Origin of the sequence: Nostoc spongiaeforme FACHB-130 (genome assembly GCF_014698475.1) — a bacterium.
Classification (GTDB): Bacteria; Cyanobacteriota; Cyanobacteriia; order Cyanobacteriales; family Nostocaceae; genus Nostoc_B; species Nostoc_B spongiaeforme.
The window spans coordinates 1-26,274 of sequence record NZ_JACJTB010000021.1 but is presented as its reverse complement, the minus strand read 5'-3'; the positions used below and the strand labels follow the sequence as shown (position 1 = coordinate 26,274).

22 protein-coding genes and 1 pseudogene are annotated in these 26,274 nt (G+C 40.0%); 14 read left to right on the top strand and 9 right to left on the bottom strand.

Annotated features, from left to right (window positions below; translation table 11 throughout):
* Positions 1-8: 8 nt before the first annotated feature.
* Together H6G74_RS16360 and H6G74_RS16355 are read right to left on the bottom strand one after the other, a co-directional pair.
* Positions 9-602 (bottom strand): Uma2 family endonuclease, encoded by a 594-nt coding sequence (locus H6G74_RS16360; RefSeq protein ID WP_190968678.1) that lies wholly within the window; start codon positions 600-602, stop codon positions 9-11.
* 192 nt (positions 603-794) lie between these two features.
* Positions 795-1,697: a hypothetical protein gene (locus H6G74_RS16355; RefSeq protein ID WP_190968677.1), complete on the bottom strand. Its 903-nt coding sequence runs from the start codon at positions 1,695-1,697 to the stop codon at positions 795-797.
* 441 nt (positions 1,698-2,138) lie between these two features.
* Between H6G74_RS16355 and H6G74_RS16350 the strand changes: the two genes are divergently transcribed.
* Positions 2,139-3,383, top strand: coding sequence for a glycosyltransferase family 4 protein (locus H6G74_RS16350; RefSeq protein WP_190968676.1), 1,245 nt, complete (start codon positions 2,139-2,141; stop codon positions 3,381-3,383).
* 193 nt (positions 3,384-3,576) lie between these two features.
* Here the strand turns inward: H6G74_RS16350 and H6G74_RS16345 are convergent, their stop codons facing one another.
* On the bottom strand, positions 3,577-4,725 hold the full coding sequence (locus H6G74_RS16345) for a glycosyltransferase family 4 protein (RefSeq protein WP_190968675.1): 1,149 nt from the start codon (positions 4,723-4,725) through the stop codon (positions 3,577-3,579).
* 154 nt (positions 4,726-4,879) lie between these two features.
* Here H6G74_RS16345 and H6G74_RS16340 point away from each other — a divergent pair, with 154 nt between their 5' ends.
* The 5 genes from H6G74_RS16340 to H6G74_RS16320 all read left to right on the top strand — a co-directional run bounded on the left by H6G74_RS16340 (position 4,880) and on the right by H6G74_RS16320 (position 11,279).
* Complete coding sequence (locus H6G74_RS16340) at positions 4,880-5,845, top strand: DUF1822 family protein (RefSeq protein ID WP_190968674.1); 966 nt, start codon at positions 4,880-4,882, stop codon at positions 5,843-5,845.
* A gap of 235 nt (positions 5,846-6,080) precedes the next feature.
* Complete coding sequence (locus H6G74_RS16335) at positions 6,081-8,444, top strand: CHASE2 domain-containing protein (RefSeq protein ID WP_190968673.1); 2,364 nt, start codon at positions 6,081-6,083, stop codon at positions 8,442-8,444.
* A 95-nt stretch (positions 8,445-8,539) separates the two neighbouring features.
* Positions 8,540-9,340 (top strand): DUF928 domain-containing protein, encoded by an 801-nt coding sequence (locus H6G74_RS16330; protein ID WP_190968672.1) that lies wholly within the window; start codon positions 8,540-8,542, stop codon positions 9,338-9,340.
* 108 nt (positions 9,341-9,448) lie between these two features.
* Positions 9,449-10,084 carry a uracil phosphoribosyltransferase gene (gene upp, locus H6G74_RS16325; RefSeq protein WP_190968671.1) on the top strand — a complete coding sequence of 212 codons (636 nt, stop codon included), beginning with the start codon at positions 9,449-9,451 and terminating at the stop codon, positions 10,082-10,084.
* A gap of 790 nt (positions 10,085-10,874) precedes the next feature.
* Positions 10,875-11,279 (top strand): DUF2294 domain-containing protein, encoded by a 405-nt coding sequence (locus H6G74_RS16320; RefSeq protein WP_190968670.1) that lies wholly within the window; start codon positions 10,875-10,877, stop codon positions 11,277-11,279.
* Here H6G74_RS16320 and H6G74_RS16315 read toward each other — a convergent pair.
* A complete protein-coding gene (locus H6G74_RS16315; protein ID WP_190968669.1) occupies positions 11,248-11,643 on the bottom strand; it encodes a response regulator in 396 nt (131 codons plus the stop codon). The two genes, H6G74_RS16320 and H6G74_RS16315, sit on opposite strands and share 32 nt — an antisense overlap.
* A 329-nt stretch (positions 11,644-11,972) precedes the next feature.
* A pseudogene (locus H6G74_RS16310) lies at positions 11,973-12,162 on the bottom strand (ABC transporter permease); the annotation flags it as partial.
* Between the two features lie 489 nt (positions 12,163-12,651).
* Between H6G74_RS16310 and H6G74_RS16305 the strand changes: the two are divergent.
* Entirely contained in the window at positions 12,652-13,509 is an 858-nt protein-coding gene (locus H6G74_RS16305; RefSeq protein WP_190968668.1) for a TIGR02587 family membrane protein, read from the top strand.
* Positions 13,506-13,904: a TIGR02588 family protein gene (locus H6G74_RS16300; RefSeq protein WP_190968667.1), complete on the top strand. Its 399-nt coding sequence runs from the start codon at positions 13,506-13,508 to the stop codon at positions 13,902-13,904. Before H6G74_RS16305 ends, H6G74_RS16300 begins: the two co-directional genes overlap by 4 nt.
* A 134-nt stretch (positions 13,905-14,038) precedes the next feature.
* Here H6G74_RS16300 and H6G74_RS16295 read toward each other — a convergent pair whose 3' ends face one another.
* Positions 14,039-14,896, bottom strand: coding sequence for an acyl-CoA desaturase (locus tag H6G74_RS16295; protein ID WP_190968750.1), 858 nt, complete (start codon positions 14,894-14,896; stop codon positions 14,039-14,041).
* Positions 14,897-15,071: 175 nt separating this feature from the next.
* Here H6G74_RS16295 and H6G74_RS16290 point away from each other — a divergent pair, with 175 nt between their 5' ends.
* From H6G74_RS16290 to H6G74_RS16270, 5 genes are all read left to right on the top strand, one after another.
* Positions 15,072-16,289 (top strand): TetR family transcriptional regulator, encoded by a 1,218-nt coding sequence (locus tag H6G74_RS16290; RefSeq protein ID WP_190968666.1) that lies wholly within the window; start codon positions 15,072-15,074, stop codon positions 16,287-16,289.
* Between the two features lie 203 nt (positions 16,290-16,492).
* Positions 16,493-16,948 (top strand): NUDIX hydrolase, encoded by a 456-nt coding sequence (locus tag H6G74_RS16285; RefSeq protein WP_190968665.1) that lies wholly within the window; start codon positions 16,493-16,495, stop codon positions 16,946-16,948.
* A gap of 219 nt (positions 16,949-17,167) precedes the next feature.
* Positions 17,168-18,571 (top strand): 3-isopropylmalate dehydratase large subunit, encoded by a 1,404-nt coding sequence (gene leuC, locus H6G74_RS16280; protein WP_190968664.1) that lies wholly within the window; start codon positions 17,168-17,170, stop codon positions 18,569-18,571.
* A 201-nt stretch (positions 18,572-18,772) separates the two neighbouring features.
* Positions 18,773-19,381, top strand: coding sequence for a 3-isopropylmalate dehydratase small subunit (gene leuD / locus H6G74_RS16275; protein ID WP_190968663.1), 609 nt, complete (start codon positions 18,773-18,775; stop codon positions 19,379-19,381).
* A 105-nt stretch (positions 19,382-19,486) separates the two neighbouring features.
* A complete protein-coding gene (locus H6G74_RS16270) occupies positions 19,487-19,654 on the top strand; it encodes a type II toxin-antitoxin system HicB family antitoxin (protein ID WP_190968662.1) in 168 nt (55 codons plus the stop codon).
* 85 nt (positions 19,655-19,739) lie between these two features.
* On the opposite strand, the gene H6G74_RS16265 is transcribed toward H6G74_RS16270, so the two are convergent.
* From H6G74_RS16265 to H6G74_RS16255, 3 genes are all read right to left on the bottom strand, one after another.
* Positions 19,740-21,839 carry a response regulator gene (locus H6G74_RS16265; protein ID WP_190968661.1) on the bottom strand — a complete coding sequence of 700 codons (2,100 nt, stop codon included), beginning with the start codon at positions 21,837-21,839 and terminating at the stop codon, positions 19,740-19,742.
* 159 nt (positions 21,840-21,998) lie between these two features.
* Positions 21,999-23,117, bottom strand: a complete 1,119-nt coding sequence (locus H6G74_RS16260) for an ABC transporter permease (RefSeq protein WP_190968660.1) — start codon at positions 23,115-23,117, stop codon at positions 21,999-22,001.
* A gap of 79 nt (positions 23,118-23,196) precedes the next feature.
* Positions 23,197-24,072, bottom strand: a complete 876-nt coding sequence (locus tag H6G74_RS16255; RefSeq protein WP_062288443.1) for an Npun_R2479 family HD domain-containing metalloprotein — start codon at positions 24,070-24,072, stop codon at positions 23,197-23,199.
* 500 nt (positions 24,073-24,572) lie between these two features.
* Here H6G74_RS16255 and H6G74_RS16250 point away from each other — a divergent pair, with 500 nt between their 5' ends.
* Complete coding sequence (locus tag H6G74_RS16250; RefSeq protein WP_190968659.1) at positions 24,573-26,030, top strand: efflux RND transporter periplasmic adaptor subunit; 1,458 nt, start codon at positions 24,573-24,575, stop codon at positions 26,028-26,030.
* The last annotated feature ends 244 nt before the right edge of the window (positions 26,031-26,274 follow it).

The following is a 26,274-nucleotide window of genomic DNA, read 5'->3' as shown; positions in this document are numbered from 1 at the left end:
GATTTAGTTTAGCTTTCTTCATTGTTGTCAGCAAAATTAACTCGTTCATAAATATCACTCAATGCAACTTCAACATTCAGTGTTTGAATTGATAAAGTTGCTGATTGAGTTTCAGTCTCAGTAAATAACCATTGACCTTCAGCAGTTTTAACATACTGCATAACATGATAGTTATACTGGTCAATTAAAATATATTCCTTAAACTCAGGAATTGAGCGATAATAAGTAAATTTATCGCCTTGGTCATAGTTTTTAGTTGATTTCGATAAAACTTCGGTAATTAAACAAGGGTTCATCACAGTAGTCGTATTTGTTCCTGTATACACAGGTTCTCCGGCAATTACCATCACATCTGGATAAGTATACTGGCGATATCGAGGAATCCATAAGCGAACATCACTGATATATATTTCATAATCTTGAGCCTTCAAAACAAACTTTAAGTAAGCATAGAGATTGCCTGATATTTTATTATGATTAGTAGTACCACCAGTCATGGGAATAATTTCTCCATCACGATATTCATTCCTAAATTCTGCTTTCTCTTCCAGTTCTAAATATTCTTCAGGTGTGTAATGATGTGGTTTGATTTCTAACTGCATATTTCACCTGCTTTTAAGTTTGTTTAATCATTATCAGTCTATTGTAGTATTTTGATAACTAGATATAGCATCCTATTTGATATGTGAACAACAGAGATAAGGGAGACAAGGATGACAGAGTAGACAAGGGAGAAAGATGTTTGTAAATTATTTAGGATTGCTATGTAGGCTACTGCTAACAGATTATATTACTTATTTAGACAAAGCTTGTGCTAGATTCAACACTTGATAAAGACTTAAAAACATCGCTGTAACTGTTTGATATATTTCCTCTTGATTGTCAGCGACATTCGGTGCTATCCTGACTGCAAGCTGCATAGATTTATCTGTTAATCTTAAGTTTCGCAGATTGGATAATTTTGGTAATTTTAATGCTCCGTCAATTTCATCTTTTAAAACTTTGATTGCGCCATAGCGACGCTGAGGATAGACCATATCTAAATGAATATCTAATCCTCCAGACTTAGTTTTTGATTTATATTTACTTTTACCACTGCTACCACGTTTCCAGCCGTACTGCTTTTTAGATAAAGAAGTGGCAGATAATTCAAAGCGAGTCTTATCGAGAAACTGTCCTTGAATTCTCATCCATTCATGTTGATAATTATCTATTTTCCAATCAGGTTTACTAGGGTGGGGTGTGGTACTTGTTTTATGCTCATTTTTTTCAGTTTTATTAAAAGATAATTGCAAATTTATATTCGCATTTGTATCCATATCTCTCGCTAACATTTGTAAAATTCTTTGTGTAGACTGATAGCGATAATTAATCACGTTTATTCTGCCAAATTTTGACTGCTTGACTAATGCCAAAATAAAAGCGATCGCTAGAACAAAAACTGCTAAAGTTAATAAGAGTATCAGCACACCTAATAATTGAGCATCAGGTATAATAATAGAACCAACAATTATCATAACAACAGCAATTAATATTCCCCAAAAGTAATTTAATGCCTTTTTACCATATTCCTTTTGTTTCAGTTCTGCGAGGTGATCAATCTCTACTATTTCTTGCAAATCAGCTATTACTTGCTTAATTGATGCTTGCGCTGTATAAGTCAAGTTTTGCCGGAATTGTTGTACATCGATAGGCATAATTATTTACAACTAAATCAGCTTTAGTAAAATTTATTTCGTTTTTATTAAAAAAAGTAATTTTTAAATCTATTTCAATATTTTGCAATATTTTTTAATAAATTAAACTTTGCTTTTACTTTGATTATCCTCAATCATCAAAATAAAGCAATTGTATCTGATATTTGCAGTATGTGTAAGGTTGGTATTCACGACTATATTGTAGGCTAATTGAAAGTTTAGCTAAAAATGCCCACCTGCCATCTATATATATGACTCATATTTGATTTCTGAAAAAAATCAGTACACTCAGATCAGGCTTCTTTCCTATTTCTGTACGGGCGGGTTGATCAAGAATTTCGTTTACCCACAGATTGATTGAGTAAACCCGCCCCTACCCATTCCCTATTCCCTACCTACACAAATAAATTCAGAAATCAAACCAGATTCCTATATATATTTATGAAGCAATCAAAAATAGCTTATATTTCCTTTGATACTGTACCAGCACTAAAAGGAGCAGCAATTCATATTACAGCATTTGCTCAAGCTTTAGGAACTGCTTTTAATGGCATCCAGTTAGTAACAGTTTCACCAACAAGAGAATGTAGAGATAGTGAAGAAATTTATCCGCAGGTTATTCAAACAACGTTATCAGCTTGTGGCGATAATTTGATTCAGCGAATTTTATACTTTCGTCATTTATTGAAATTATGGTTGCAAGACAAGCAATTTCAAGTTATACATATTCGTTCAATTTATGAAGGCTTTGTAATTGCACAAAATAAACAGAAATATTGTCAAAAATTAATTTTTGAAGTGAATGGCTTACCTTCCATAGAGCTAAAATATCGCTACCCAAATGTTGTTGATGATCAAGAGATTTTACATAAGTTATATACTCAAGAGCAAATTTGTCTAGCAGCAGCAGATTTAATTATCACACCCAGTAGTATTACCTCAGAATATTTACAAAATCGAGGTATATCAGATAATAAAATTCGAGTAATTCCTAATGGGGTAGATTTGGATGTATTTACCTACTCTGGAAAAAACCAAAATTTAAACAATCAATCTCTCAGGCTAATATATTTTGGTACTTTATCACCGTGGCAAGGTGTAAATTTAGCAATTGAAGCTTTAGCTTTAATCAACCGCGAGATTCCTGCTGATTTAACTGTAATTGGACAAGGCAGAAATGATCAAATTAAAACCTTAAAACAACTGGCTGTGAAATTAGAAGTTGCTGACCAGCTTAAAATATTAGAACCAATATCACAGCAAGAATTAGTTCAATATATTCATAATGCTGACGTGATTTTGGCACCTTTAACAGCAAACGATCGCAACTTAATTCAAGGCTGCTGTCCATTGAAGATTTTAGAAGGAATGGCGACAGGTACACCTGTAATTGCTAGTGATTTACCAGTAGTGCGAGAATTAGGCGAAGATGGCGTACATTTTTTGTTAGTTAAACCCAGTTCCGCCAAGGCTATAAAAGATGCAGTTTTGCGCTTGCGAAATGAACCAGAATTAGCAACTTATCTCGCCGCTAATGCTAGAGGGCGAATAGAACAGCATTATACTTGGCAACTGGCTGGTGAAGCTTTAATTAAGGCTTATACTGAGTTGGGGGTTGAGGAAGGGGATAAGGTAGACAAGGGAGACAAGGTAGACACACATCTTGCACCTAGCCCCAACGAATGAAATTCGCGGCTATAGAAACGAAGTCCGCCTACGCGGACTAATGGAAAATCAAGGGTTTTGAACCCGCGCAGGCGGGTTTTGTCTGTGTAGCCGCGACTTCAGTCGCTAGGTGCAAGATATTATATAGATAAGGGGGATAGTTTGCTGATTTGATTTTGCATTTTTACTTTTGACTTTTGACTTGATTTCACCCTTAGTTTTTTAAAAGACGGTCAATAACAATTTGCAGTCGCTGTTGTTCTTGAGCGATAGAATATTCTTTGAGGATGCGATCGCGTGCAGCTTGAGTAATTTGAGATTTGATCGTGCTGGGCATTGTCAAACATTCTAAGACAGCTTCACCTAATTTATGCAGTTGCGATCGCGGCAAAATAAAACCATCTTCACCATGTGTAATTACTTCCGTAATACCCCCCGCATCACTAGCAATACAACAACAACCACAAGCCATTGCTTCTAAAAGTGCATTTGGCATTCCTTCCCACAGTGAAGGCTGGAGATACACATCACACAATTGTAAGTGTGCCGCCACAGCTTGAGTATCAGGTAAATGTCCCGTCACAATAATTCTTTGTGCATGTTCTGGGTGTTGAGTTGCATAAACTTGCAGCACAGATTCCTGAGAAGCCCGCACTTCACCGATAATCAATAAACAAGCTGGACGCTGATTTCGCACCGTTGTTAAAGCATTTAATAAAAATTGCTGTCCTTTCTTCTCCCGCAATTCTCCACAAAATCCCAATACTACTTCTTCTGGTGCAATTCCTAAAGATTCCTTATTAATTATCGACTGAGGGGCAAAAATTTCTGTGTCTACGGCATTTTTCAACACCAACACATCATTTCTCCCACTCAATAGCTGAATTTTGCGCGACATATCAGCACTCACAGCCGTAATTACCTGAGTTTGTTGCAGAGTCCATTGCAAACGGGCAAAATCACCAGGGGGAAACATTTCTTTATCAATATCATTCCCACGGGCGCTAATAGTGCTGGGTATTCCTTGCATTCCTCCAAACCAAGTTGCTAAAAAACCGCTTGGAAATACATAATGCCCCCACACTGCATCATAATGCCAACAAGAATGCAACCATTCCAGCACATTTAAAGTATGGGGCATAGTCATATCCCAATTACGGTATAGCCCAATACGATAAACACGGGATTTGCCATCTATACTTTCCGGTGGTAGAACTTCCCCCGGTTGTAGATAACGACTCCAGGTAACAACATCAACTGCTACACCCAACTGACACAGCGTCCCTACTAGCCTTGTCGCACTCCTAGCCAAACCCCCCACATCTGGGGAAAATCTTTCTGTAATTAACAGCAACCGCTTCATACAAACTTTATATATCTTTGCCTTGCAATAGCACAAATTTATGAATACACAAAAATATCAGGATATTTCTTTTATTTCTTGATTTTGTGGCATAAATTTATTGAGCCTGGGCGATAGATACTACAACACAGTCCTGAACACTAGGTATAACATTATGACTCGCACCACCCAGAGAGTAGATGATTTAGGCATCACGTTGCCTATCACTCAAGCCGCTTGTAAGATAGCTGAAAGATTTGCCCATCAACAACCAAACTCGACCAAAGCAGAACAAGTACGATTGAATACATTGGCTGTCTGGGTGGTGAATGAGTATTTGCAATTAATGGAAATTCCCACCAACCTCAACGTTGGCGATAGTTGGAACCCGATAATGCAGTTATGTAGTAACGTAGCTGACTTAGAAATTACCTCTGTCGGTCGTTTAGAATGTCGCCCAGTCAAATTAAATGAACAAGCTTGTGTCATTCCGCCTGAAACTTGGGAAGACAGAGTAGGTTATGTGGTGGTGCAAGTAGATGAACTACTCCATGAAGCCCATATATTAGGATTTATGCGGAGTGTGCATGATGAATTTTTACCATTGCATCAACTACAACCTCTAGAAGCATTAATTGACCGCATCGCCCAATTGCAAGTTTCTCCAGCTAAAGCTTTAGTAAATTTAAGCCAATGGTTTATCGGTCAAGTGGATGCAGGCTGGCAAACAGTGGAAGCTTTACGAGAATTGTTAGATTCTAGACCTAATTATGCTTTTCGTGGTAGTGTAACTACGGAAGAATCATCTGCTAACCAACGCTCACAAACTACTAAAAGAGCAAAACTCATTGATTTGGGTATTCAAATTGCTCATCAACCCTTAATGTTGATTGTTGAAATTAGCCCAGAAGAAAATCAAACTAGTATCCGTTTGCAACTGCACCCCACAACTAATCAAGTTTATTTGCCAGAAGGTGTAAAACTCACAGTATTAGATGAGTCAGGCGCAGTATTTCTAGAAGCCCAAGCCCGCAGTGCAGATAATTATATTCAATTGCAATTTCGGGGAGACATTCAAGAACAATTTAGCGTCGAAATTTCGTTAAATGATATGAGTGTGAGAGAACAATTTATGATTTGAAAAAACAGGCTAGTACAACAAGGCAAAAGTAAAAAGGCAAAAGTAAAAAGAAATAATAAGGATACCACAAGCCTTTTAGCAATTTCTTATGGTCACTGAGCGTACTTGTACTGACCGCAGCCGAAGTAGCCGAAGTGTGGTCTGTTTATTTACGCCGTATTGTACTAAAGGCTAGGGACTAGATTTAAATTGTTACTCTGCAATTTGCGATAAAATTTAAAATTTTTTATTGGTCATGGCTAAGTTAGTGGTTTTGAAATTTGGAGACGTTAGTTTTAACCAAGGGTTTGGTGTGACGCTTCAGATTGGTGAAGAAAGCGATCGCCCAACCACAGAAATCACTGGTAGACTGCCACCATGCCCAGAAATGCCGCTATACTACACCCGTTGGCAATCAAGTTATCGTCAAATTGGTAATACCTTTCGCTTAGATGCTGAGAAAATCCAAGTCACAAATGTTTCTATTACCCAAAGTTGTCAAGATTTAGCCCATGTTTTACAGGCACGTTTTAATACTTGGTTGCGTTCCGAAGAATTTCGCCCACTGCGGGAAAAATGGCTAGAAAAACTCATGCCTACGGATGAAGTGCGGGTAATTTTACAAACAGATAATAGTCAATTGCAGAGATTACCTTGGCATCTGTGGGAATTACTGGAACGATATCCTAAAGCAGAAATAGCGATCGCTTCACCAACCTACGACAGCATCCCCCAACTCCGCAAGCAAAACCACAAAGTTAAAATTTTAGCCATTGTCGGCAACAGTCAAGGCATTGACACCCAAGCAGATTTAGCCATTTTGCAACAATGTCAAAATGCCGATATCACCTTTTTAGTAGAACCACAGCGTCAAGAATTAAACGATTTTCTCTGGCGGCAAAATTGGGATATTTTATTCTTTGCGGGACACAGTTCTAGTCAGGGAAATGATGTCACAGGGACAATTTATTTAAACAAAACCGATAGCTTCAGCATTCACGAGTTAAGATATGCCCTCAAACAAGCCATCGAACGCGGCTTGCAATTGGCAATTTTTAATTCCTGTGATGGTTTGGGACTAGCGCGAGAATTAGCTGATCTCCATATTCCCCAAATGGTGATTATGCGCGAACCTGTCCCCGACCAAGTAGCCCAAGAATTTTTGAAATATTTTTTAACAAGTTTTGCTGGGGGAGAATCTTTATACCAAGCAGTCCGCCAAGCCAGGGAACGTTTACAAGGCTTAGAAGATAAATTTCCCTGTGCGACATGGCTACCAGTAATTTGTCAAAATCCCGCCCAAATCCCCCTAAATTGGCAAGAACTCACACCGCCAACCAAATCAGTTTCAATTTCAAATAAATACCCCAAATTGCACTGGAAATTAGGTATAGCCTCCAGTGTCGTCATGACATTGGCAATTTTGGGGCTGCGGTTTTTCGGAGTTTTCCAAAGTGCAGAACTCCAAGCTTACGATCAAATGATGCGATCGCGCCCTGATGAAGGGTCAGATCCGCGACTATTAATTGTCACCATTGACGATGCGGATTTAGTCAACCAACGCCGTAGCGGTCAGGTTTTGAAGGGAACTTCTTTATCTGATCAATCACTCAATGCCCTACTAATCAAATTACAAGAATACCAACCGCGAGCGATCGGTTTAGATATTTATCGTGATTTTCCCGCCGAACTCCCAGAGTTAGCTCAAAAGCTGCAAAAAACTGATAATTTAATTGGTGTGTGTAAAGGTAGTGATTCAACTGTCATGACCAAAGGCATTGAACCACCACCAGAAATTCCCAAAAATCGGCAAGGATTCAGCGACTTTCTGCATGATCCCGATGGAGTGGTGCGTCGCCATTTGATGTTTTTCACCCCAGAAACAGCATCCCTGTGTTCTGCTGACTATGCGTTCAGTACACAATTAGCATTTCGTTATCTTTTACCCTTGGGAATTCAACCAAAATTTACCCCCCAAGGAAATTTACAGTTAGGTAATACCATTTTTCCCCGTTTATCATCTCGTAGTAGCGGCTATCAAGGCATTGATGCCAATAGTGGACAAACCTTACTCAACTATCGCGCTACTAAGAAAATTGCCGAAACCGTCACACTCACCCAAATTTTATCGAGTCCGATGAACTCTAGCGCCATCAAAGACCGAATTATTTTAATTGGTGTGACAGCTAGAGGTGACTTTCCTGACTATTGGGCGACACCATTCAGCAGCAAATTAGACACACAAATGCCCGGAGTTACTGTTCAGGCACACATGATTAGCCAAATTATTAGTGCCGTCTTAAATCAGCGACCATTGTTGACAGTTTGGCCTTTTGGGTGGGAAATACTTTGGATTTGGGGTTGGTCTGTGGTTGGTGGCTTGTTGGTTTGGCGGTGGCGGCAGTTACCCTTGTTGGCATTAGCCTTGGGTATTACCTCTGGCATACTTTATTTACTCTGTCTCGGTTTATTAATCTGGGGTGTATGGGTGCCGTTTATACCTTCAGCTTGGTTGCTGGTAGGAACAACAACTACTATTGCCATCCAAAATTGCCCGTCGAAGTTTTGGCAAAAATTTAAGAAGGCAAAAGTTGAAAGGCAGGAGGCAGAAGGCCGATAAAAGAGTTAAAAACACAAACAATTAACCGCCCGAAACAGCAGTTTACAGAGATATATTCAACTTTTTCAGCCTCACACAACTGGAGTTTACAACTGATGAAAATATTACTCGGATTAACTCTAGGCTATGTAGGTGTTTTAGCCAGCCAAACCCTAGCACTAGCAGCAACACCAAAGCCAATGGCAACATCGATGCCAATAGCTAGTCAAAATATGAAGACTGTATCCCAAACAGTAAATTTTAATCCACCTAAACCACCAGCAGATCCACCGCCAGGAGGTCGGGTATTGGGTGGTGCAAAACGCGGTTCTTGTCCCCAAGTCAAACAAGATTTGACGGCTTTAGTACCTTATACAAAAGAACCGTCTTCAATTACAAATGTTTGGTCATTAACTACATCACCAAACCCAACATTTTGGTTTTATGTGCCGTATTCCCAAAAAGACAATCTTCCCGCTAAGTTTGTCTTGCAAGAAGATCAACCGCAATCAAAGGAATTGTATAACCAACCAATAGCACTGCCAAAAGATCCGGGAATCATTAGTGTTACTTTACCTGCTAATGCTCCCAAATTAGCTGTTAATCAACGATACCGTTGGTTTTTGACTGTTGCTTGTGAGACTCAAGAAACATCACCTCCTATTTTTGTAGAAGGAGTAGTTAAACGAGTTAACCTCAGTCAAACAACTATCAAGGAACTGCAAACAGCCACACTTTTACAAAAATTTGCCATCTATGCCCAAAATGGTATTTGGCATGAAGCAATCACAATACTAGCTACCCTCAGACACGAACATCCCCAAGATTCAAAACTCAACACACAATGGCAAGATTTGTTAGCCAGCGTCCGTTTAAGCGATGTCGCTACAGAACCAATTTTGTCAGATAAGCACTAAATAAGGGTGTAGGGGTGTAAGGGTGTATGTATCTAAAACCCCTAGACCACACACCCTTACGCCCAGTTTCCACAGAAAAATTTACACTCCACACTTCATTTAGCCAAAATGCAAAATCAAGTCACAGTTATTGACCATCCGTTAATTCAACATAAACTAACTTTGATGCGGAAGGCTGAAACTAGCACGACGAAATTTCGCAACCTCCTCAAAGAAATTAGTTTGTTGTTAGGTTATGAAGTAACGCGCAATTTATCTCTAAAATATGAAGAGATTAAAACACCCCTTGCGCCAATGAATGCACCCGTGCTTGCACCGGATAAAAAGCTGGTGTTAGTGTCTATCATGCGGGCGGGACAAGGCATTTTAGATGGTATGTTGGAGTTAATGCCATCAGCAAGGGTTGGTCATATTGGTTTATACCGTGACCCTAAAACTTTAATTCCGATTGAATACTATTTCAAAGTTCCCCACGATGTTGAACAACGGGACATGATTATTGTTGACCCAATGTTAGCCACAGGAAATTCTGCTGTTGCGGCTGTAGACAGGTTGAAATCTACTAACCCGTTATCGATGAAGTTTGTTTGCTTACTAGCAGCCCCAGAAGGATTACAACATTTCTGTACTGTTCATCCTGAAGTACAAGTTTATACTGCTGCTATTGATGAGTATTTGGATGAACATGGTTATATTATTCCAGGTTTGGGTGATGCAGGCGATCGCTTATTCGGTACAAAATAAGTAGACACTATCCTTCAATTCCATTGGTTTGCGAAGTAAAAACTAAATATATCTTGAGATAGAGAGCAATCAATCAGTTTATGTATTATTGTTGATCTAATTACCTATAGCCTTTTTAAGAGAGGGCTAGAGGGGATAGAATTCTACACAGCGTTATAAAAAATTAGTATTAATTCCATATCCCACTTCACAATCTTTACTTCTTGCTAACTGTATAAGAATTATTACATTTGTTTTGAAATAGTGAAGAAATAACCACATCCTGACATAAATATATGGTTGATTTCCTGATAGTAGATAGTAAGCGTTCCGAAATTAGTTAATAGGCGCTATGCTGAAATAGATTAGCTGATGCGGTACAAACAAATTATTACTACCAGTAACAAGTTTTCAAAATTTTGTCAAACCTGGATTTTTTAACCAAAAAATTTTGATAGGCTGCTTTATTTTATTAAACATAATACAATTTCACAGACCAAATTAACTGGTTTAGCATAAAAATTGCTCCTGACTATTTTTTGCTGGCGTAATTAAGATTGTGCTTGACATGGCTCGTTTTTAAGTGATAATAGCTAAGGCTATAATTGCTATCTAAGTTTTTTTATTATTTATAGTGAGCAATTTTTTTGACAAAATAAAATAGTGAAAAAATATTATTTAATCTGACCTTGATTGTTTATATGTAATGGTATATATGATATGAATATATATTATATTAATTATCAACACCAACCCTATTTTAGAGAGACTCAACTCATCAAACTACTAGGATTAAATACTAACAAAAATAATGTCATACCCCACTATTGGACAACTTGAAAGAGAAATTGCACAGCGGATTAGTGCTTTTTATTATGAACAACTAGGGCAACGTCCTAGCCAAGTTGTATGTCATTTTTTTGATACAGAATTAGTAATTTCCCTAGAGAAATCAGCTTCCTCAGTTGAGTTAACATTAATATCTGGTGGGTATGAAAACTTGGCCGAACAAGTCCGCTTATTTTTAGACAAAATTATTAAACTAAAACTACAAAATTTATTGGAAGAAATCATTGGTAAGCCAATAGTTGATTTAATGACTAATACCAATTTAGTTACAGGGAGAACTGGAATAATTGTAGTTTTACAACAGTTACCAGAAGTGCGAAATCCTGAGTCCATCCCTAAAGCAAACTTGAAGAATTTAGCTGAGTGAAATGACAGGACAAAACTGCATCTAGTTTATGCAAATTATATGGTTTTGTCAGATAAGCATCTGTACCCGTTAAAAAAAGGCGTTCGGAGTTTTTTTCCAGATACCAAGGAATTACTGCAATAATTGGAATTTTGGCAGTTTTTTTATCTTGTTTAAGGTAATCAATAACTTGACCGCCAGTAATATCAGAAATCATCATATCTAAGATGATTAAGTCAGGTTGATGTGTTTGCGAGAATATCAAAGCTTTGATTCCTTGTTTAGCACAAATGCAAGCATAATGTAATGCTTTGAGGTGGTAATTTAGGAGTTCTAAATTGTATAGATTCTCTTCGACAACTAATATTAGTGGCTGTCTCTTCATAAACAACAAGTCACCTTTAAGTTAAAGACTACCTACCCAAAATTCTGAATTTTCATTCAAAGAATAACTCCACTAACAGCGAAGTCGTATTCTCTAGTAAATATTTGATGGTTGACGAGGTTATCTTGACAAGGCTGTTTGCGGCTCGAAATGGACTAGCTCGTGTATGACTCACTAGGTTGATTGTCTATGCTGAAGTTAAGGGTAGACAATGACAAGCTAATGGCAATATCAAGCAAACATCATGACTAAAAGTGTACATTTCTTCTAGGGTGATATGCAACTGTATTCAGTATCAAATTTTCTAACCACTGTTATAGAACTTATGATCATCTGCGATGTTCAGGAAAATAATTAACGCCCAAAGCTTTTGGTGGTGAAGCTTTAGCCGCGAGTCCCAACAATGCGAATAAAGCGATCGCATAAGGTAACATAACTAGAAACTGGTAAGGAATGTTTGCACCCAAAGCCCTGGATACGTAACTGTAAAGCTTCAGTCACGCCAAATAATAAACAAGCCGATATTCCCCTCAAAACTGGTGGGACTGTGTTTCAGCAGCAAGTGTGGCTTACATTGCGAAGATTCTTGGGGGTATAACTATTGCTTATGCTGAGTTAGCCGCAAGAGTGCGCCGTTGGAATATCGTAGAGTCTACGTAAGTCAGACCTTTGATATAGGAATACGGTTTGATTCCTGAATCTAGTTGTGTGGTGCGCGTTCGCAAAGCGTCTCGCAGAGAAGCCCAGCGCAAGCGCGATACGCAGGGAGTAGGGAATGGGGAGTAGGAAAGAAGCCTGATCTGGGTGTACTGATTTTTTTCCCAAATCAAATATGAGTGTTATAAATCTACCTTGGCTAAAAAGTAATTTTTTGTTTATCTACCGAAGGAAGTATATAAATCGTTTATTTAAAAAATAACCTAAGATAGATGCGGATAATATTTATTTTATGAGAAATATTACAACACATATAAATCTGACAACAAAATAATTAGGTACTTATTAGTAGTGGGAAAAAAGCAGTATAAAAATGCCTGGAAGCGAGAAATAAATGATATTGTCCGTGGTATTTGTGGAGGTTTTTTATTTGGCATTCCACTAATATATACAATGGAAGTATGGTGGATTGGCTCATTAGCAAAACCGAGATTAATTGCAATAGCGATCGCCTTAATGTTTGTTGTAGTTTTTTTACTCAATTATACAGAGGGATTTCGTAAACGCAGAAATACTTGGCGACTAGATGAAGCCGCAATAGATACTGTAGAAGCAATAGCCATTGGATTTGTTTGTTCTGCATTTATGTTGTGGTTATTGCAAGAAATTACCCCAGCAACATCCTTAAAAGAATCACTAGGAAAAGTAGTTTATGAAGGGGTACCATTTACCCTCGGTGTAGCGTTAGCTAACCAATTTCTCCAAGCAGGTAATCAAAATAATTCAACATCAGCCACGCATAAAAATAATTTACACGCCACATTAGCTGATTTAGGTGCAACTGTCATTGGTGCAACTGTGATTGCTTTTAACATTGCACCAACAGACGAAGTTCCTATGTTAGCGGCGGCTATTTCTCCTCCCTGGTTATGGGTGTTAATGGCTGCGTCTTTAGTAATTTCCTACGCTATTGTCTTTCAAGCTGGTTTTTCCGACCAACAAAAACGTAGACAGCAAAAAGGAATTTTTCAGCGCCCATTAAGTGAAACTACTATATCTTATTTAGTATCTTTGCTGGCTAGTGGAGCAATGCTATTCTTCTTTCAAAAGCTCACTTTATCAGACCCTTGGATAATGTGGTTAGAACATACTTTAGTTTTGGGATTACCTGCAACTATTGGCGGCGCAGCAGGTAGGTTAGCAATATGATGGAAACAGAACCACAACCAGAACGCTCTTTAGCTGAATGGATCACATTTGGAATAGCTTTATCTATTCTGGCAGTTGTGATTAGTTTAGTCGGGTATATATGGCTAAATGAAAAAAATCAGCCTCCTATTTTGTCGGTAAATCAAAAATCAGCAATTAAAGAAATTGATGGGAAATTTTATGTTCCCTTTGAAATAGTTAATACTGGTGGTGAAACGGCGGAATCAGTGCAGATTATTGCTGAGTTACAAATTGCTGATCAAGTGGTAGAAACGGGAGAGCAACAAATTGATTTTTTATCTGATGGCGAGAAGGAAGAAGGTGCATTTATTTTTAGCAAAAATCCCAGTCAAGGAGAGTTAAATGTCCGGGTTGCCAGCTATAAATTGCCATAATTTAAGTGTAAGGCTTTAGGAGTCAGAATATTTATCAAAATCAGAACAATTGTTACAAATCAATCTAGCAATTATCTTCAATTTTTTCTAAATTCTGATTTCTGACTCCTGAGTGCTGAATTCTTACAGTTAATTTATCTTTGATTTGCAATTTGCGGTGGCGGTAAGATGACTTTTTTCGCTAAACCCAAACTTTTTAAAGCTTTAATACTCCACCAAGTGATGTCAATCTCCCACCACTGAAAGCCAGATTTGGCAACGTGGGGAAAAGTATGATGGTTGTTGTGCCAGCCTTCGCCATAAGTTAGGATTGATACCCACCACAAGTTACGCGCACCATCATTCGCGTCAAAGGTGCGATAACCCCAAAGATGGGATGCAGAATTAACAAACCAAGTGGAGTGCCACAATAATACTGCTCGCACAAACATTCCGTAGATTACGAAAGACCAGCCGCCTAAAGCATATAAGAATAATCCCAAGGGAATTTGCAACAATAAGAAGTAGCGATCTAGCCAACGATAGAAAGGTTGTCTTTCTAAATCTGGCGCATATTTTTTATAAGTTTCATAGTCAAAAAACTCTGGACGGGGATACATAATCCATAGTATGTGGCTCCACCAGAACCCACGTTGGGCAGAGTAGGGATCTAAGTTAATATCTTCTGTATGGGCATGGTGCTGGCGGTGTCCACCAATCCAAAAAATCGGCCCACCTTGGAGTGCTAAGGCTCCGATAATGGCGATCGCATATTCTAACCACTTGGGTACTTGGAAACTCCGATGGCTTAAAAGTCGATGATATCCTAAACAGATGCCAATACTCCCGAATAACCAATGGAGAAACACTAGCAATCCTAGCGCCGACCAAGAAAAAAACCAAGGAGCCAACATAGCTAAGGCGTGAATAGCAGCAAAAAAAGCCACATTCACCCATCTCAGGCGGGGTGAATTTCCTGTCTCAGAAGCAACCGCCAGATATTTTGCAGTCATAAACATTTCCGTTGATGGATCATGAAGTGATTTGCTGGGATTTGGGTAAACTTCCCCAAGAAATTGACCCATTCTGTAAACTAGTTCGTTACAGTGAACTTAAGCAAGTATCACTTACATTAGGCATCGTAACAACTATTGGTTTTTTATGCAAGTGCCACTTGCATTATTTCTTATGGCATCTCAATCAATCTCAGCCCGCCAACGTTTGATTCAAGCAGCACTAGAATTATTTACTACACAAGGAGTTAGTAGTACTACTACTCGCCAAATTGCCGAAAAAGCTGGAGTCAATGAAGTGACTTTATTTCGCCATTTTGGGAATAAACATGGTCTACTGTTAGCAGTATTAGAAGAATCGGCAGCATTTAAAGATTTGGGAGAATCTTTAGTCCAGAGAGCAACTCCTCCGGGTAACGTTTATCAAGCCCTGAAAGATTATGCAAGTGATAGCTTACATACATTAGAACGAGTCCCAGAGTTTGTGCGGTCGGTAGTGGGTGAAGCAGACCAATTTCCCGCCGAAAATCGCCGCGCTTTGGGGAGAGGATTAACAGAAGCTAACCGCTATGTAGCGCAGTATTTAGCCACTGTGATTCAACAGGGAGACCTAAATACCTATCTGCCGGCAGAAAAATTAGCCAGTTTACTGAATGGCATGATTTTGGGATATGCGGTGATTGAATTCACAAGCGAATTTCATGAACTGTGGGAAGATCGAAATGATTTTTTAGAGAATTTAGTGGAGTTGTTTTTACATGGAGCGATGTCTACTGCACCCCAATTAACTAAAGAAACTGTAATTATCCAAGAAGTAGCTGATTTGCCTGGGATTTTAGTCCATAAAATTTTGCAAAACTCCAGAAAATCGGGAATACAAGATTATGCTTTAGCATACCTTTTATTTGGTGCTGGTTTATCTGTTGCTGAGATAATTGGCTTGGAGCGATCGCACCAAATTTTCGATAATCAAGGACTAATTCTGCAAATCACCACCCCAGGCTTACCTCGCCAAGTTCCTTTGAATCAGTGGATTTTGGGTAAACACTACGGTTCTCATACCAACAATCCTGTAATTAAATGGCTGAAAAGTCGCAAAGATCATCATCCAGCGATGTTTATTGACAATGTAGGTAATCCCCTTTCTGAGTCAGAATTGCTGCAACGTTGGGAAATTTGGACTCAAGAATTGTTAACACCCCAAGGTAAACCACCAGAAATTACTCAAGCACAACAAACATGGTGTGTAGAAATGTTAATGCGAGGTGTGAGTTTAGATGATTTGAGTATTTTAACAGGTTGCGATCGCTCTCAGTTGCAGCCTTATGCCCGCCGCGCCAAAGAAAAAGCAGCCCTAGAAGCAGCAATTCGGTTAGATCATAAGCCGGCATGAAGTAATAAGGCAAAAGTTCAAATTTAAAAGTTAAAAGCAAGAAAAATATTTGTAAACGCCTTAATGTATCGATTTCTGACTTTTTACTTTTTACTTCTCAAATCCTTCTGTCTTATAGTAGATGCCTAATAGCTGTATAAAAATGAGACTTAGCTAAAATCACCTCTTGCCTTGTTTTATGATGACGCTCATCCAGAAAATACATGAATCAGAAAATCAGCAAAATCTTCAAGCAGTCGGGGGTCATTCCTTATAGAGTGCAGAACGGCACCGTCGAAATTTTACTAATTACAACCCGCGATCGCAATAATTGGGTAATTCCCAAGGGTGGAATTGCCAAAGGTATGAGTCCGCCTGCTTCCGCCGCCAAAGAAGCTTGGGAAGAAGCAGGTATCATAGGACAGGTAGATGTTAACGCCGTAGGTAGTTACAGGTATCGCAAACGTGGCAAAATCTACCGAGTGCAGATGTATTTATTGTTAGTTGAAATGCTGAGTGAAGATTATCCTGAAGCGGGGCAGAGACAGCGAGAATGGTTAGATGTGAACATCGCCATTCAAATGGTGAAGCAAAATTCCCTGAAAAAGATTTTGCTTCAATTTTTCCAATTCCAATCTAACTCTTGTCTAGCATTTGTGAATACACAAACTTCAGCCTAAAAACAAGAGATCAAGGCAAGAGAAATCGCCAAAGTCTGGATATTCATTCCTTGATGGTAAAAGTGCCAGATTTAGCTATGAAATCAATCGAAAATCTGCAATTGAAATTTCTCAAGCCTTTAAAATTATCTATGGATTAACCTAAAATCCAAAATCTAAAATTGTCCGACGCTTTTTTGATACGATAAAAATTCCGACTCGTTACATAACGATTGAAATATGAGCAAAGGCACCCTGTTTGATAAAGTTTGGGACTTACATACCGTTGGTACACTTCCTTCAGGGCTGACACAACTATTTATTGGCCTGCATCTAATTCATGAAGTCACTAGTCCCCAAGCCTTTGCGATGTTGCGCGAACGAGGTCTGGAGGTACTGTTTCCCCAGCGCACAGTAGCGACAGTAGATCACATTGTGCCTACAGATAATCAGGCACGTCCTTTTGCCGACAGTGTGGCAGAAGCAATGATTCAAGCCCTAGAACAGAATTGTCAAGAAAATAATTTAACTTTTTATAATATTGGTTCCGGCAGTCAAGGTATAGTCCATGTGATTGCCCCAGAATTAGGATTAACCCAGCCAGGAATGACGATCGCTTGTGGAGATAGCCACACATCAAGTCATGGTGCGTTCGGTGCGATCGCCTTTGGGATTGGGACAAGTCAAGTCCGCGATGTTCTCGCCTCCCAAACCCTAGCCCTCGCTAAACTCAAAGTCCGCAAAATAGAAGTGAACGGCACTCTCAACCCCGGTGTCTACGCCAAAGACGTAATTTTGCATATTATCCGCACCTTGGGCGTGAAAGGTGGTGTCGGTTACGCCTATGAATTTGCCGGGACTACCTTTGAGGCGATGAACATGGAAGAACGGATGACAGTCTGTAACATGGCGATCGAAGGTGGGGCGAGATGCGGTTACGTCAACCCCGATCAAGTCACCTACGATTATCTCCAAGATAGAGACTTTGCCCCCAAAGGTGCAGACTGGGATCAAGCAGTAACTTGGTGGGAATCCATCAAGAGTGACGCTGATGCCGAATACGATGATGTCGTTGTCTTCGATGCTGCCGAGATTTCACCCACAGTTACTTGGGGAATCACCCCCGGTCAGGGAATCGGCATTAATCAATTCATCCCCAAACCCGAAGAATTGGCGGAAGAAGACCGTTTTATTGCCGAAGAAGCTTATCGTTACATGGATTTATTACCCGGTCAAGCAATCAAAGGCACAAAAATCGATGTCTGCTTTATTGGTAGCTGCACCAACGGTAGACTCAGCGATTTGCGAGAAGCCGCCAAAATTGCCCAAGGTCGTCGCGTGGCTGAAGGAGTCAAAGCCTTTGTTGTCCCCGGTTCCGAACGAGTGAAGCAAGCCGCCGAAGCCGAAGGATTAGACAAAATCTTTGCCGCCGCAGGTTTTGAATGGCGGGAACCAGGATGTTCGATGTGTCTGGCGATGAATCCCGACAAACTCCAAGGTAGACAAATCAGTGCTTCTTCTTCTAACCGCAACTTTAAAGGTAGACAAGGTTCTGCCTCTGGTCGCACATTACTGATGAGTCCGGCGATGGTGGCGACTGCGGCTATTAAGGGCGAAGTTGCGGATGTGCGGGATTTGCTGTAGGAGAAGGCAGTCCCGATGAAACAAGTTTCATAGCCAAGCATGAAAGTGGGACTAGCATTTTTACTCAGCACTCAGCACTCAGCACTCAGCACTCAGCACTTTCAAGTCAGGAGGTAAAATGCTCATACTTCGCGTTTACCTCTGCGTTTACAAACCAAATCTTTTTATCTCGCGCAAAGGCGCAAAGGCGCAAAGAAAATTATGGGAAGTGAAATTAAACAAGTATCTGGGCAGGCTGTACCTTTAGTTGGTGATGATATTGATACAGACCGGATTATTCCTGCACGTTTTTTAAAGGCGATTACCTTTGATGGTTTGGGTGAAAATGCGTTTATTGATGACCGCACAGCTTTAAAGGGTGAACATCCCTTTGATCAGCCACAATATCAAAGTGCAAATGTGTTGATTGTGAATCGCAACTTTGGCTGCGGTTCATCACGGGAACATGCGCCACAAGCGATCGCTAAATGGGGTATTAAAGCTTTAATTGGTGAAAGTTTTGCGGAAATCTTTTTTGGTAATTGTGTGGCTATTGGTGTACCTTGTGTAACTGCGGATGGGGCAACAGTCAAACAATTACAAGAACTAGTTACAGCAAATCCCCAAGCTACAGTAACAATAAATTTAGAAACTTTACAAGTACAAATTGGTGACTTGACAGCCCCAGTTTTCATCGGTGAAGGTTCCAGAAATATGTTCGTTTCTGGTAGTTGGGATGCTTGCGGTCAGTTAGTTGCTAACGCTGATAAAATTCGCTCTACTGCTGCAAAATTGCCTTATGTCGGTTGGGGTAAGTTAGCGGCAAGTTAATCAGAACTGATGCACAAAATTTAGCATAACGCAACCCTGAGAACCACTTTTGTGAGAAAAGGGTAGTGTTATGCTAAACAAAAAAGCCTTGGGAAGTAAAATGCAATGAAGACTCGTAGCTTTACAGTGATTCTTTATAAAGAAGATGATATGTACATAGCTGAGTGTCCAGAAGTTAGCACTGTAGATCAAGGTGAGACTATTGAACAAGCGATTATAGGTTTGAAAGAGGCGACACGGCTTTACTTGGAGGAATTTATTGAAAACCTGTAAATCTAATACATTTTGTTGATGAAGATGCAATTTATCGGCTGTTGTAGAGACGTTGGATAAAACCTCTCTACATTTCAATATGATTCTAACTCCTGACTTCTGACTTCTTCCCCATAACACTAGTAACTACATTAATTAAATTTTCAGGGTCAACAGGTTTAGTTAAGTAATGCTGAAAGCCGGCAGCGAGAATTTTTAAGCGGTCTTCTTCGTGGGAAAATGCAGTTAAAGCGATCGCTGGAATATCACCGCCGTTTTCTGGTGCTAAAGCGCGGACTTGTTGGATTAAGTTATAACTTTCTTGGTTTGAGAGACTGAGGTCACTAATCAAGATATCTGGTTTTGTCTCTTCAATAATTACCAGTGCAGTTTCAATTGATGCTACTGCGGTTGCATTTGCGCCATACTCTTCAAACATAAATGCCAAAAAGTTGCGGCTATCAGTTTCATCACCGACAACCAAAACTTTCAAGCCTACCAAGGGTGTATTACCTGTTGTACAAGCAACCGAGTTTTCTGCTTTACCATCTAGACTTGGACTTGGCATTAAGGGAAGTCTTAAGGTGAAAGTTGCACCTTTTCCTTTACCTGGGCTGTCGGCGATAATGATGCCGTGGTGTAGTTCTACCAAGTGACGGACGATCGCTAGTCCTAATCCTAAACCATTGTGCGATCGCGTGGTGGTACTGTCTGCTTGGCGAAACCTTTCAAATACTTTGGGCAGAAAGTCTGGTTCAATGCCAATTCCGGTATCAATTACCTGAATTTGAGCATAAGATGAACTAACAAACCGAATGGGAGATACGCCAGAGGATATGAAAACTTCTCCTGATGGGGTTAGCTCTCTAGGCTCTGCATCAGTTTCTTGGATGAGTTCTAAATTGACATTAACTTTACCATGTTCTGGTGTGAACTTAATGGCATTATTTAACAAATTCCAGACTATTTGTTGTAAACGTACTGGATCACCGCAAACTGAACCAATGGCAGAATCAAGAATTGTGTTGATTTGAATATGTTTAGCATCAGCTAAGGGACGTACTGCTTCTAGGGCGGCTTCAATGACAGCCACTAAGTTAACTACACATAAATTCAGTTTTAGTTGACCACGAATAATCCGCGATACATCTAAAATATCTTCAATTAATTGCACTTGAGATGTAGCATTACGTTCAATGGCTTCTAAAGCTTTCGCAGTTGCTTTGTCATCCAGTTTTTTAGAACGTAATATTTTTGACCAGCCCAGCATAGAAGTTAAAGGTGTGCGGAGTTCGTGAGAAAGCACAGCCAGAAACTCATCCTTCATTTGGTTGGCGGCTTCTGCTTCTTGTCTGGCTGTTTGTTCTCGGATGATTTGAGCGCGGACTTCTTCAGCTTGCTTGCGTTCAGTGATATCTTCGAGAGTGCCGACATAGCCAAGTAATTTTCCTTGCGCCGAAACCATCCGGGATGAGCGCACCTGTACCCAACGCCGACTATGATTAGCTGTGAGAAATTGAAAATCTTCTGAGTAGTTTTGGACACCAATATCTAAATATTTTGACCAAGTAGCGATCGCTCTTTCGCGGTCATCGGGATGGACAAATTCTAGCCATTGTTTTTCTAAACTTTCGGCTGCATTTAAACCACAAATGGCCTGATAGTGAGGATTCGTATACTTACATTTTCCTGCCGTATCTATTTCAAAAATCCCCACCGGCGAACAAGTACTCAAAGAACGAAAACGTTCTTCACTTTGCCGTAATTCTGCATTCACTGCTGCTAGTTGAGTTGCATGTTCTTTAATTGCTTGCGTCTTTTTAAATAGCTCAACAAATACTGTAACTTTCGATATTAATATGTTCGTATCTATAGGCTTAAGCAAATAATCAACCGCCCCTAGTGCATAGCCTTTAAATAGCATTTGGTCACTAGTACTAAAGGCGGTGAGAAAAATAATTGGAGTTTGACGCGACCTTTCTCGACTACGAATTAAATTAGCCGTTTCAAAGCCATCCATTCCTGGCATTTGTACATCCAGCAAAATGACTGCAAAATCTTGATGCAGCAGACACCGCAAAGCCTCAGAACCAGAGGTTGCTTTAACTAAATTTTCTCCCAGTCTTTCTAAAATTGCTTCTAGTGCCAACAAATTTTCTAATTTGTCATCTACCAAAAGGATGTTGACTTTGGGTTCAGGCTGCATGATTTATCGCACTGTAATTCAGTTCAGGTCTAGGTTTCAATCTCTTGAAAGGGGATTGCTTGAATTATTATGACACGCCAAAGTTTCTCTCATTTGTCATTTGTCAAAAGCCTGAAGCATGAAATTTCACACTTCAGACTTCACACTTCAAATTTTCCCTTATCTTTGCAAACTGCGAGGATCAAGGGCATCTCTTAAACCATCACCCAGTAAGTTAAATGCCAGTACTGTCAAAATAATCAGCACGGCTGGCGGCCAAATTAACCAAGGTTGGAGTACCAAAATTGAAGCATTACTGGCGAGGGAAAGCATATTTCCCCAAGAAGGATCAGGCTGTTGAATGCCTAAACCAATTAAACTTAAAACTGCTTCAGCACCAATAAAACTCGGAACGGCTAAAGTTGCGGAAATAATGATATAAGTGGCAGTCTGCGGCAGAACGTGACGCACAATAATGTAAAGGGGATTGCCACCCATTGCCCGTGCAGCCTGGACAAATTCTCGTTCTTTAATCGAAAGTACTTGTCCGCGAATTACCCTCGCTAAACCAGCCCAACTAATTACAGATGTAATAATCACAATTAATAAAAAGCGTTGGGTACTACTCAACCCTGGTGGTAAAACTGCGCCTAATGTCACCAACAAATAAATACTAGGGAAAGTCATCAATACTTCTGCCAAGCGCATAATCACACTATCTAGCCAGCCACCAAAATAGCCAGAAATCCCCCCCAACAACAAACCGAGGGGGAAGGTAAAAATTACGCCAATAATGCCGATAAATAAACTAATGCGACCCCCGTGTAGCAAGCGGCTGAATTGGTCGCGTCCTTGGTCATCAGTCCCGAAAATATTTAATCTAGCGTTATTATCTGCACCAAATAAATGCCAAGTTAAGGGGATACCGGAAAAAATTGTGACATCATCCCATTTGGGTGGTAGGGGTAAACTCAACTGCAACAGGCGGTATTCTGTCCCAGATACAAATAAACGTAGAGGAGATGGCTTGGTAAAGTCTACAATTAACTGGCGATCGCCTGTCTTAATATCAGTGTTACCTTGAGTTGTTGGGTAAATATGAGGGCCAATAAATTGCCCAGAAGACTTTGACACCCAATAAATTTTTGTTGGTGGTAGCAGTGAACCATTTGGCTGTGATACATAAGGGTCATAAGGAGCAACAAAATCAGCCGCAATCACTGCTACATAGAAAATTAACAGCAAAATTGCCCCAAACCGCGCCAAAGGGTTTTTCTTGAGTCTTTGCCACCAATTCATAATTTATTAGTCCTTTATCCTTTGTCATTGGTCATTTGTTGTCTAAGTTTACTAATGACTAATGACTAATGACTACAATCTAAGCATGTAACTGCTCCATCATGTACATTTGTTCTTCTTGAATTTTTTCATGTTCAACGACAAACACATTGGAGTAGAGGTTTGCCATCACTTGTTTGCCTTGTTGGGTGAGTGATAAGTAACGCAGACTATCCTTGATATAAGGATGTACACCATTCCAATAAAACTTGGCGTAGTTTTTGCGTAAATCGGCTGGGGTTTCGTAGCCTAAAACTTTATTCATCCCCGTTTCTTCAAATTCGTAGTATAGCGAGGTAATTTTCTTTAAGTAACGTGGGTCACTTAATTGTCCAATTAAATCAGCTGCCCTTACCAAGCCAGCAAAACTCACAGTGTCATGATGATCTTCGGCTGCTGGTACAGGAAAACGAGTCCATTCAATGTTACTTTTAATTACCTCAGCATCTATGAGCTTGTGACCACCAAAACGCTCATCAATGAAGAGCTTGGCTCTATCGACATGATAAGGTGTCAGACTGGCATCAGAAGCACCAGGATGCAAGGAAATCATTCTGCCGTTTTTACCTGTGGCATATAAACTTGCTGCTTCTTGGTCTTGACGGCAAACTCCTTTGACATAACCAATATCGTGGCAAACTAAGGAGATAATAAAGTGCAACCAATCTTCACTCGAAACACCACCTTCGCGGATGTGTTTGCCACGTAAAATTTCTTGCCCTACCAAGGTGACTAAAATAGAGTGTTCGACATTGTGATATAGGGCATCGCTATTGGCAATATTTTCCAACGCCATACTCCCAGCCCAGGCTATGATGTCTTGATAATCATTTTTGAGACAGCCATAAGTACGACTGTAGCCTTCTCGAATTTGCTTGACAAAAGCATCTATTAAAATTTCAGTGGCGTTGAACATATTGGTTGCTCAGTTCCAATCAAAATATTTCTTGTTTGTGATTAAGATTCCCAAATTTAAGGCTTTAGTTGGTATTTAAAAGTATATTCATCCTTTTTAACCCAGGTAAGGCTGTGAATGCTAGTTGCAGGAAATCTGGATCACATGATAGGTATACTTTCTTAGTTGGCTGTCAACAGACACTATTTGGCGTATCCTACGGTCATTAGTGTTTCATATTTATATACAAAATCCAGTGATCTGCATACAAAGGATCTGTGACGTTAATAAGACCTAGAGTGTGATAGCAATACAAAGCCAGACAGAGTAAAAATTTCCGTATAAATACGGTTTTTTCTTTTTATTTATCATAAAAAACATGACTTATGTCATCGTAGTCATATTGGGGATTATTACAGTCAAAACTGAAGATGGAAGTCAAATTTAATATACAGTAACTAGTCGCAAACTTTTTTAAAAATAATTAACATTTGTGTGTTTCCGCAGTGGAGGTGTGTCCCTTGAGTGATGAAAGTATTCCAGAACTGGAACGAGAAGAAATTGTCAAAGTATGGCAGAAATCAGCCAGACAACCGACTCGCCCTTGGCTAACACCAATGTTTATGGGTGTTGGCGTAGGGATAGCGATCGCATTAGGTGGGATGGGTGTGTTAACTCAATTACCAGCGAGGCAAGAAAAAGCTGTAGCCAATAAAATCACGCCTAAATCTCAGCCAGTCCTGACGGTGACGGTTTCCCCAGTCGAAACTACCCGTGTTTCTCGCACCTTAAATACTACAGGCACGATCGCCGCCCGTGATTTAATCCCAGTTCTGCCCCAAGCCAATGGTTTACAAGTCAAAATCATTCCCGAAGATATTAAGGAAGGCACCTATATCAAAAAGGGACAAGTTTTGGCAATTTTAGATGATTCTATGTTGCAAGCCCAAATGAGTGGAGCCAGAGCCGAGGTAGAATCCAAACAAGCTGATGTGGGTTCCAAACAGGCGGGTGTGGTTTCACAGCAAGCCACTGTTGCATCTTATCAAGCGATCGTGCGGCAAAGAAAAGCTGATTTAGCCCAGTCCAAGGCTAAGTTAGAAGAAGCCCAAAAGAATTATCTGCGTTATCGCAAATTGGCAATGGCTGGGGCGATTAGTCTGCAAGAACTGGATACTCGCGCCTACACAGTCAAAACAGCTACCGAGGCGGTGCGGTTAGCGGAAGAAAATATTCGCAGCGCCCAAGCCAATGTAATTAGCGCCCAAGCCACTACCGGCAGTGCTGTCGCCAATATTTATAAAGCGGAAGCAGATGTGCGTACTAGTGTGGCTAAAGTTGTACAAATACAAACACAGTTAAAACAAACAGTAGTCCGCGCCCCGATTTCGGGAATTGTGGCGGAGAAACTCGCCAGAGTGGGTGATGTTACAGGTATCCCGCCCCAAACCCAAGTAGGGACGGTGATTGGGGGAACACAAAAACTGTTTTCGATTATTCGGGATGGCCGATTAGAACTGCAAGCCGAAGTTCCCGAAATTCAATTACCACAAGTAGAAATTGGTGCGGCTGTACAAATTACCTCCGATATTGACAATCGCGTGCAGTTGCAAGGGCGAGTTAGAGAAATACAACCTTTAGTGAACGATAAACGCAGAGAAGCAACAGTCAAAATTGACTTGCCTTTAACCAACTTACTCCGGCCAGGAATGTTTGCTCGTGCGGCTATTACAACAAATACAGCACTGGCAATGGCAGTACCACAAAAAGCCGTACAACCCCAAGCCGATGGCAGTGCGATTGTATACACCCTCTCCGGTGATGATCTCGTCCAAAGCCAGAAAGTAGAAGTCGGAGAATTAATAAATAGCGAACTCGTAGAAATTAAAAATGGCTTGCAATTAGGCGATCGCGTCATCGTTGATGGTGCAGGTTATCTCAAAGATGGCGATCGCGTCAAGGTGACAGGTGATAGGTGATAGGTTACAGGTGACAGAGTTAGAGTCATTTGTTTTTCTCCCTTGTCCCCCTGATCTCCCTTGTCTGGGTGAACGAAATTTTGTGTGGGATTTCTAGCTAAGTATCCAAAAAATTACCCCCCACACTCCCCCTGACAGGTGTAGGTTTTTTACAAAGGTGTGAGTAGTCAATCACTCTCGACAGAAAATAAAAGCAGAATCATAGAGTGAAACAGAGGCTCAAATGCTAAAAAATGAGTACCTC

Excerpts from the sequence above, each read along its gene's own strand:
- H6G74_RS16360 (WP_190968678.1), bottom strand. The coding sequence starts at position 602 with ATGCAGTTAGAAATCAAACCACATCATTACACACCTGAAGAATATTTA.
- H6G74_RS16355 (WP_190968677.1), bottom strand. The coding sequence starts at position 1,697 with ATGCCTATCGATGTACAACAATTCCGGCAAAACTTGACTTATACAGCG.
- H6G74_RS16350 (WP_190968676.1), top strand. The coding sequence starts at position 2,139 with ATGAAGCAATCAAAAATAGCTTATATTTCCTTTGATACTGTACCAGCA.
- H6G74_RS16345 (WP_190968675.1), bottom strand. The coding sequence starts at position 4,725 with ATGAAGCGGTTGCTGTTAATTACAGAAAGATTTTCCCCAGATGTGGGG.
- H6G74_RS16340 (WP_190968674.1), top strand. The coding sequence starts at position 4,880 with ATGACTCGCACCACCCAGAGAGTAGATGATTTAGGCATCACGTTGCCT.
- H6G74_RS16335 (WP_190968673.1), top strand. The coding sequence starts at position 6,081 with ATGGCTAAGTTAGTGGTTTTGAAATTTGGAGACGTTAGTTTTAACCAA.
- H6G74_RS16330 (WP_190968672.1), top strand. The coding sequence starts at position 8,540 with ATGAAAATATTACTCGGATTAACTCTAGGCTATGTAGGTGTTTTAGCC.
- upp (WP_190968671.1), top strand. The coding sequence starts at position 9,449 with ATGCAAAATCAAGTCACAGTTATTGACCATCCGTTAATTCAACATAAA.
- H6G74_RS16320 (WP_190968670.1), top strand. The coding sequence starts at position 10,875 with ATGTCATACCCCACTATTGGACAACTTGAAAGAGAAATTGCACAGCGG.
- H6G74_RS16315 (WP_190968669.1), bottom strand. The coding sequence starts at position 11,643 with ATGAAGAGACAGCCACTAATATTAGTTGTCGAAGAGAATCTATACAAT.
- H6G74_RS16300 (WP_190968667.1), top strand. The coding sequence starts at position 13,506 with ATGATGGAAACAGAACCACAACCAGAACGCTCTTTAGCTGAATGGATC.
- H6G74_RS16295 (WP_190968750.1), bottom strand. The coding sequence starts at position 14,896 with ATGACTGCAAAATATCTGGCGGTTGCTTCTGAGACAGGAAATTCACCC.
- H6G74_RS16290 (WP_190968666.1), top strand. The coding sequence starts at position 15,072 with ATGGCATCTCAATCAATCTCAGCCCGCCAACGTTTGATTCAAGCAGCA.
- H6G74_RS16285 (WP_190968665.1), top strand. The coding sequence starts at position 16,493 with ATGAATCAGAAAATCAGCAAAATCTTCAAGCAGTCGGGGGTCATTCCT.
- leuC (WP_190968664.1), top strand. The coding sequence starts at position 17,168 with ATGAGCAAAGGCACCCTGTTTGATAAAGTTTGGGACTTACATACCGTT.
- leuD (WP_190968663.1), top strand. The coding sequence starts at position 18,773 with ATGGGAAGTGAAATTAAACAAGTATCTGGGCAGGCTGTACCTTTAGTT.
- H6G74_RS16270 (WP_190968662.1), top strand. The coding sequence starts at position 19,487 with ATGAAGACTCGTAGCTTTACAGTGATTCTTTATAAAGAAGATGATATG.
- H6G74_RS16265 (WP_190968661.1), bottom strand. The coding sequence starts at position 21,839 with ATGCAGCCTGAACCCAAAGTCAACATCCTTTTGGTAGATGACAAATTA.
- H6G74_RS16260 (WP_190968660.1), bottom strand. The coding sequence starts at position 23,117 with ATGAATTGGTGGCAAAGACTCAAGAAAAACCCTTTGGCGCGGTTTGGG.
- H6G74_RS16255 (WP_062288443.1), bottom strand. The coding sequence starts at position 24,072 with ATGTTCAACGCCACTGAAATTTTAATAGATGCTTTTGTCAAGCAAATT.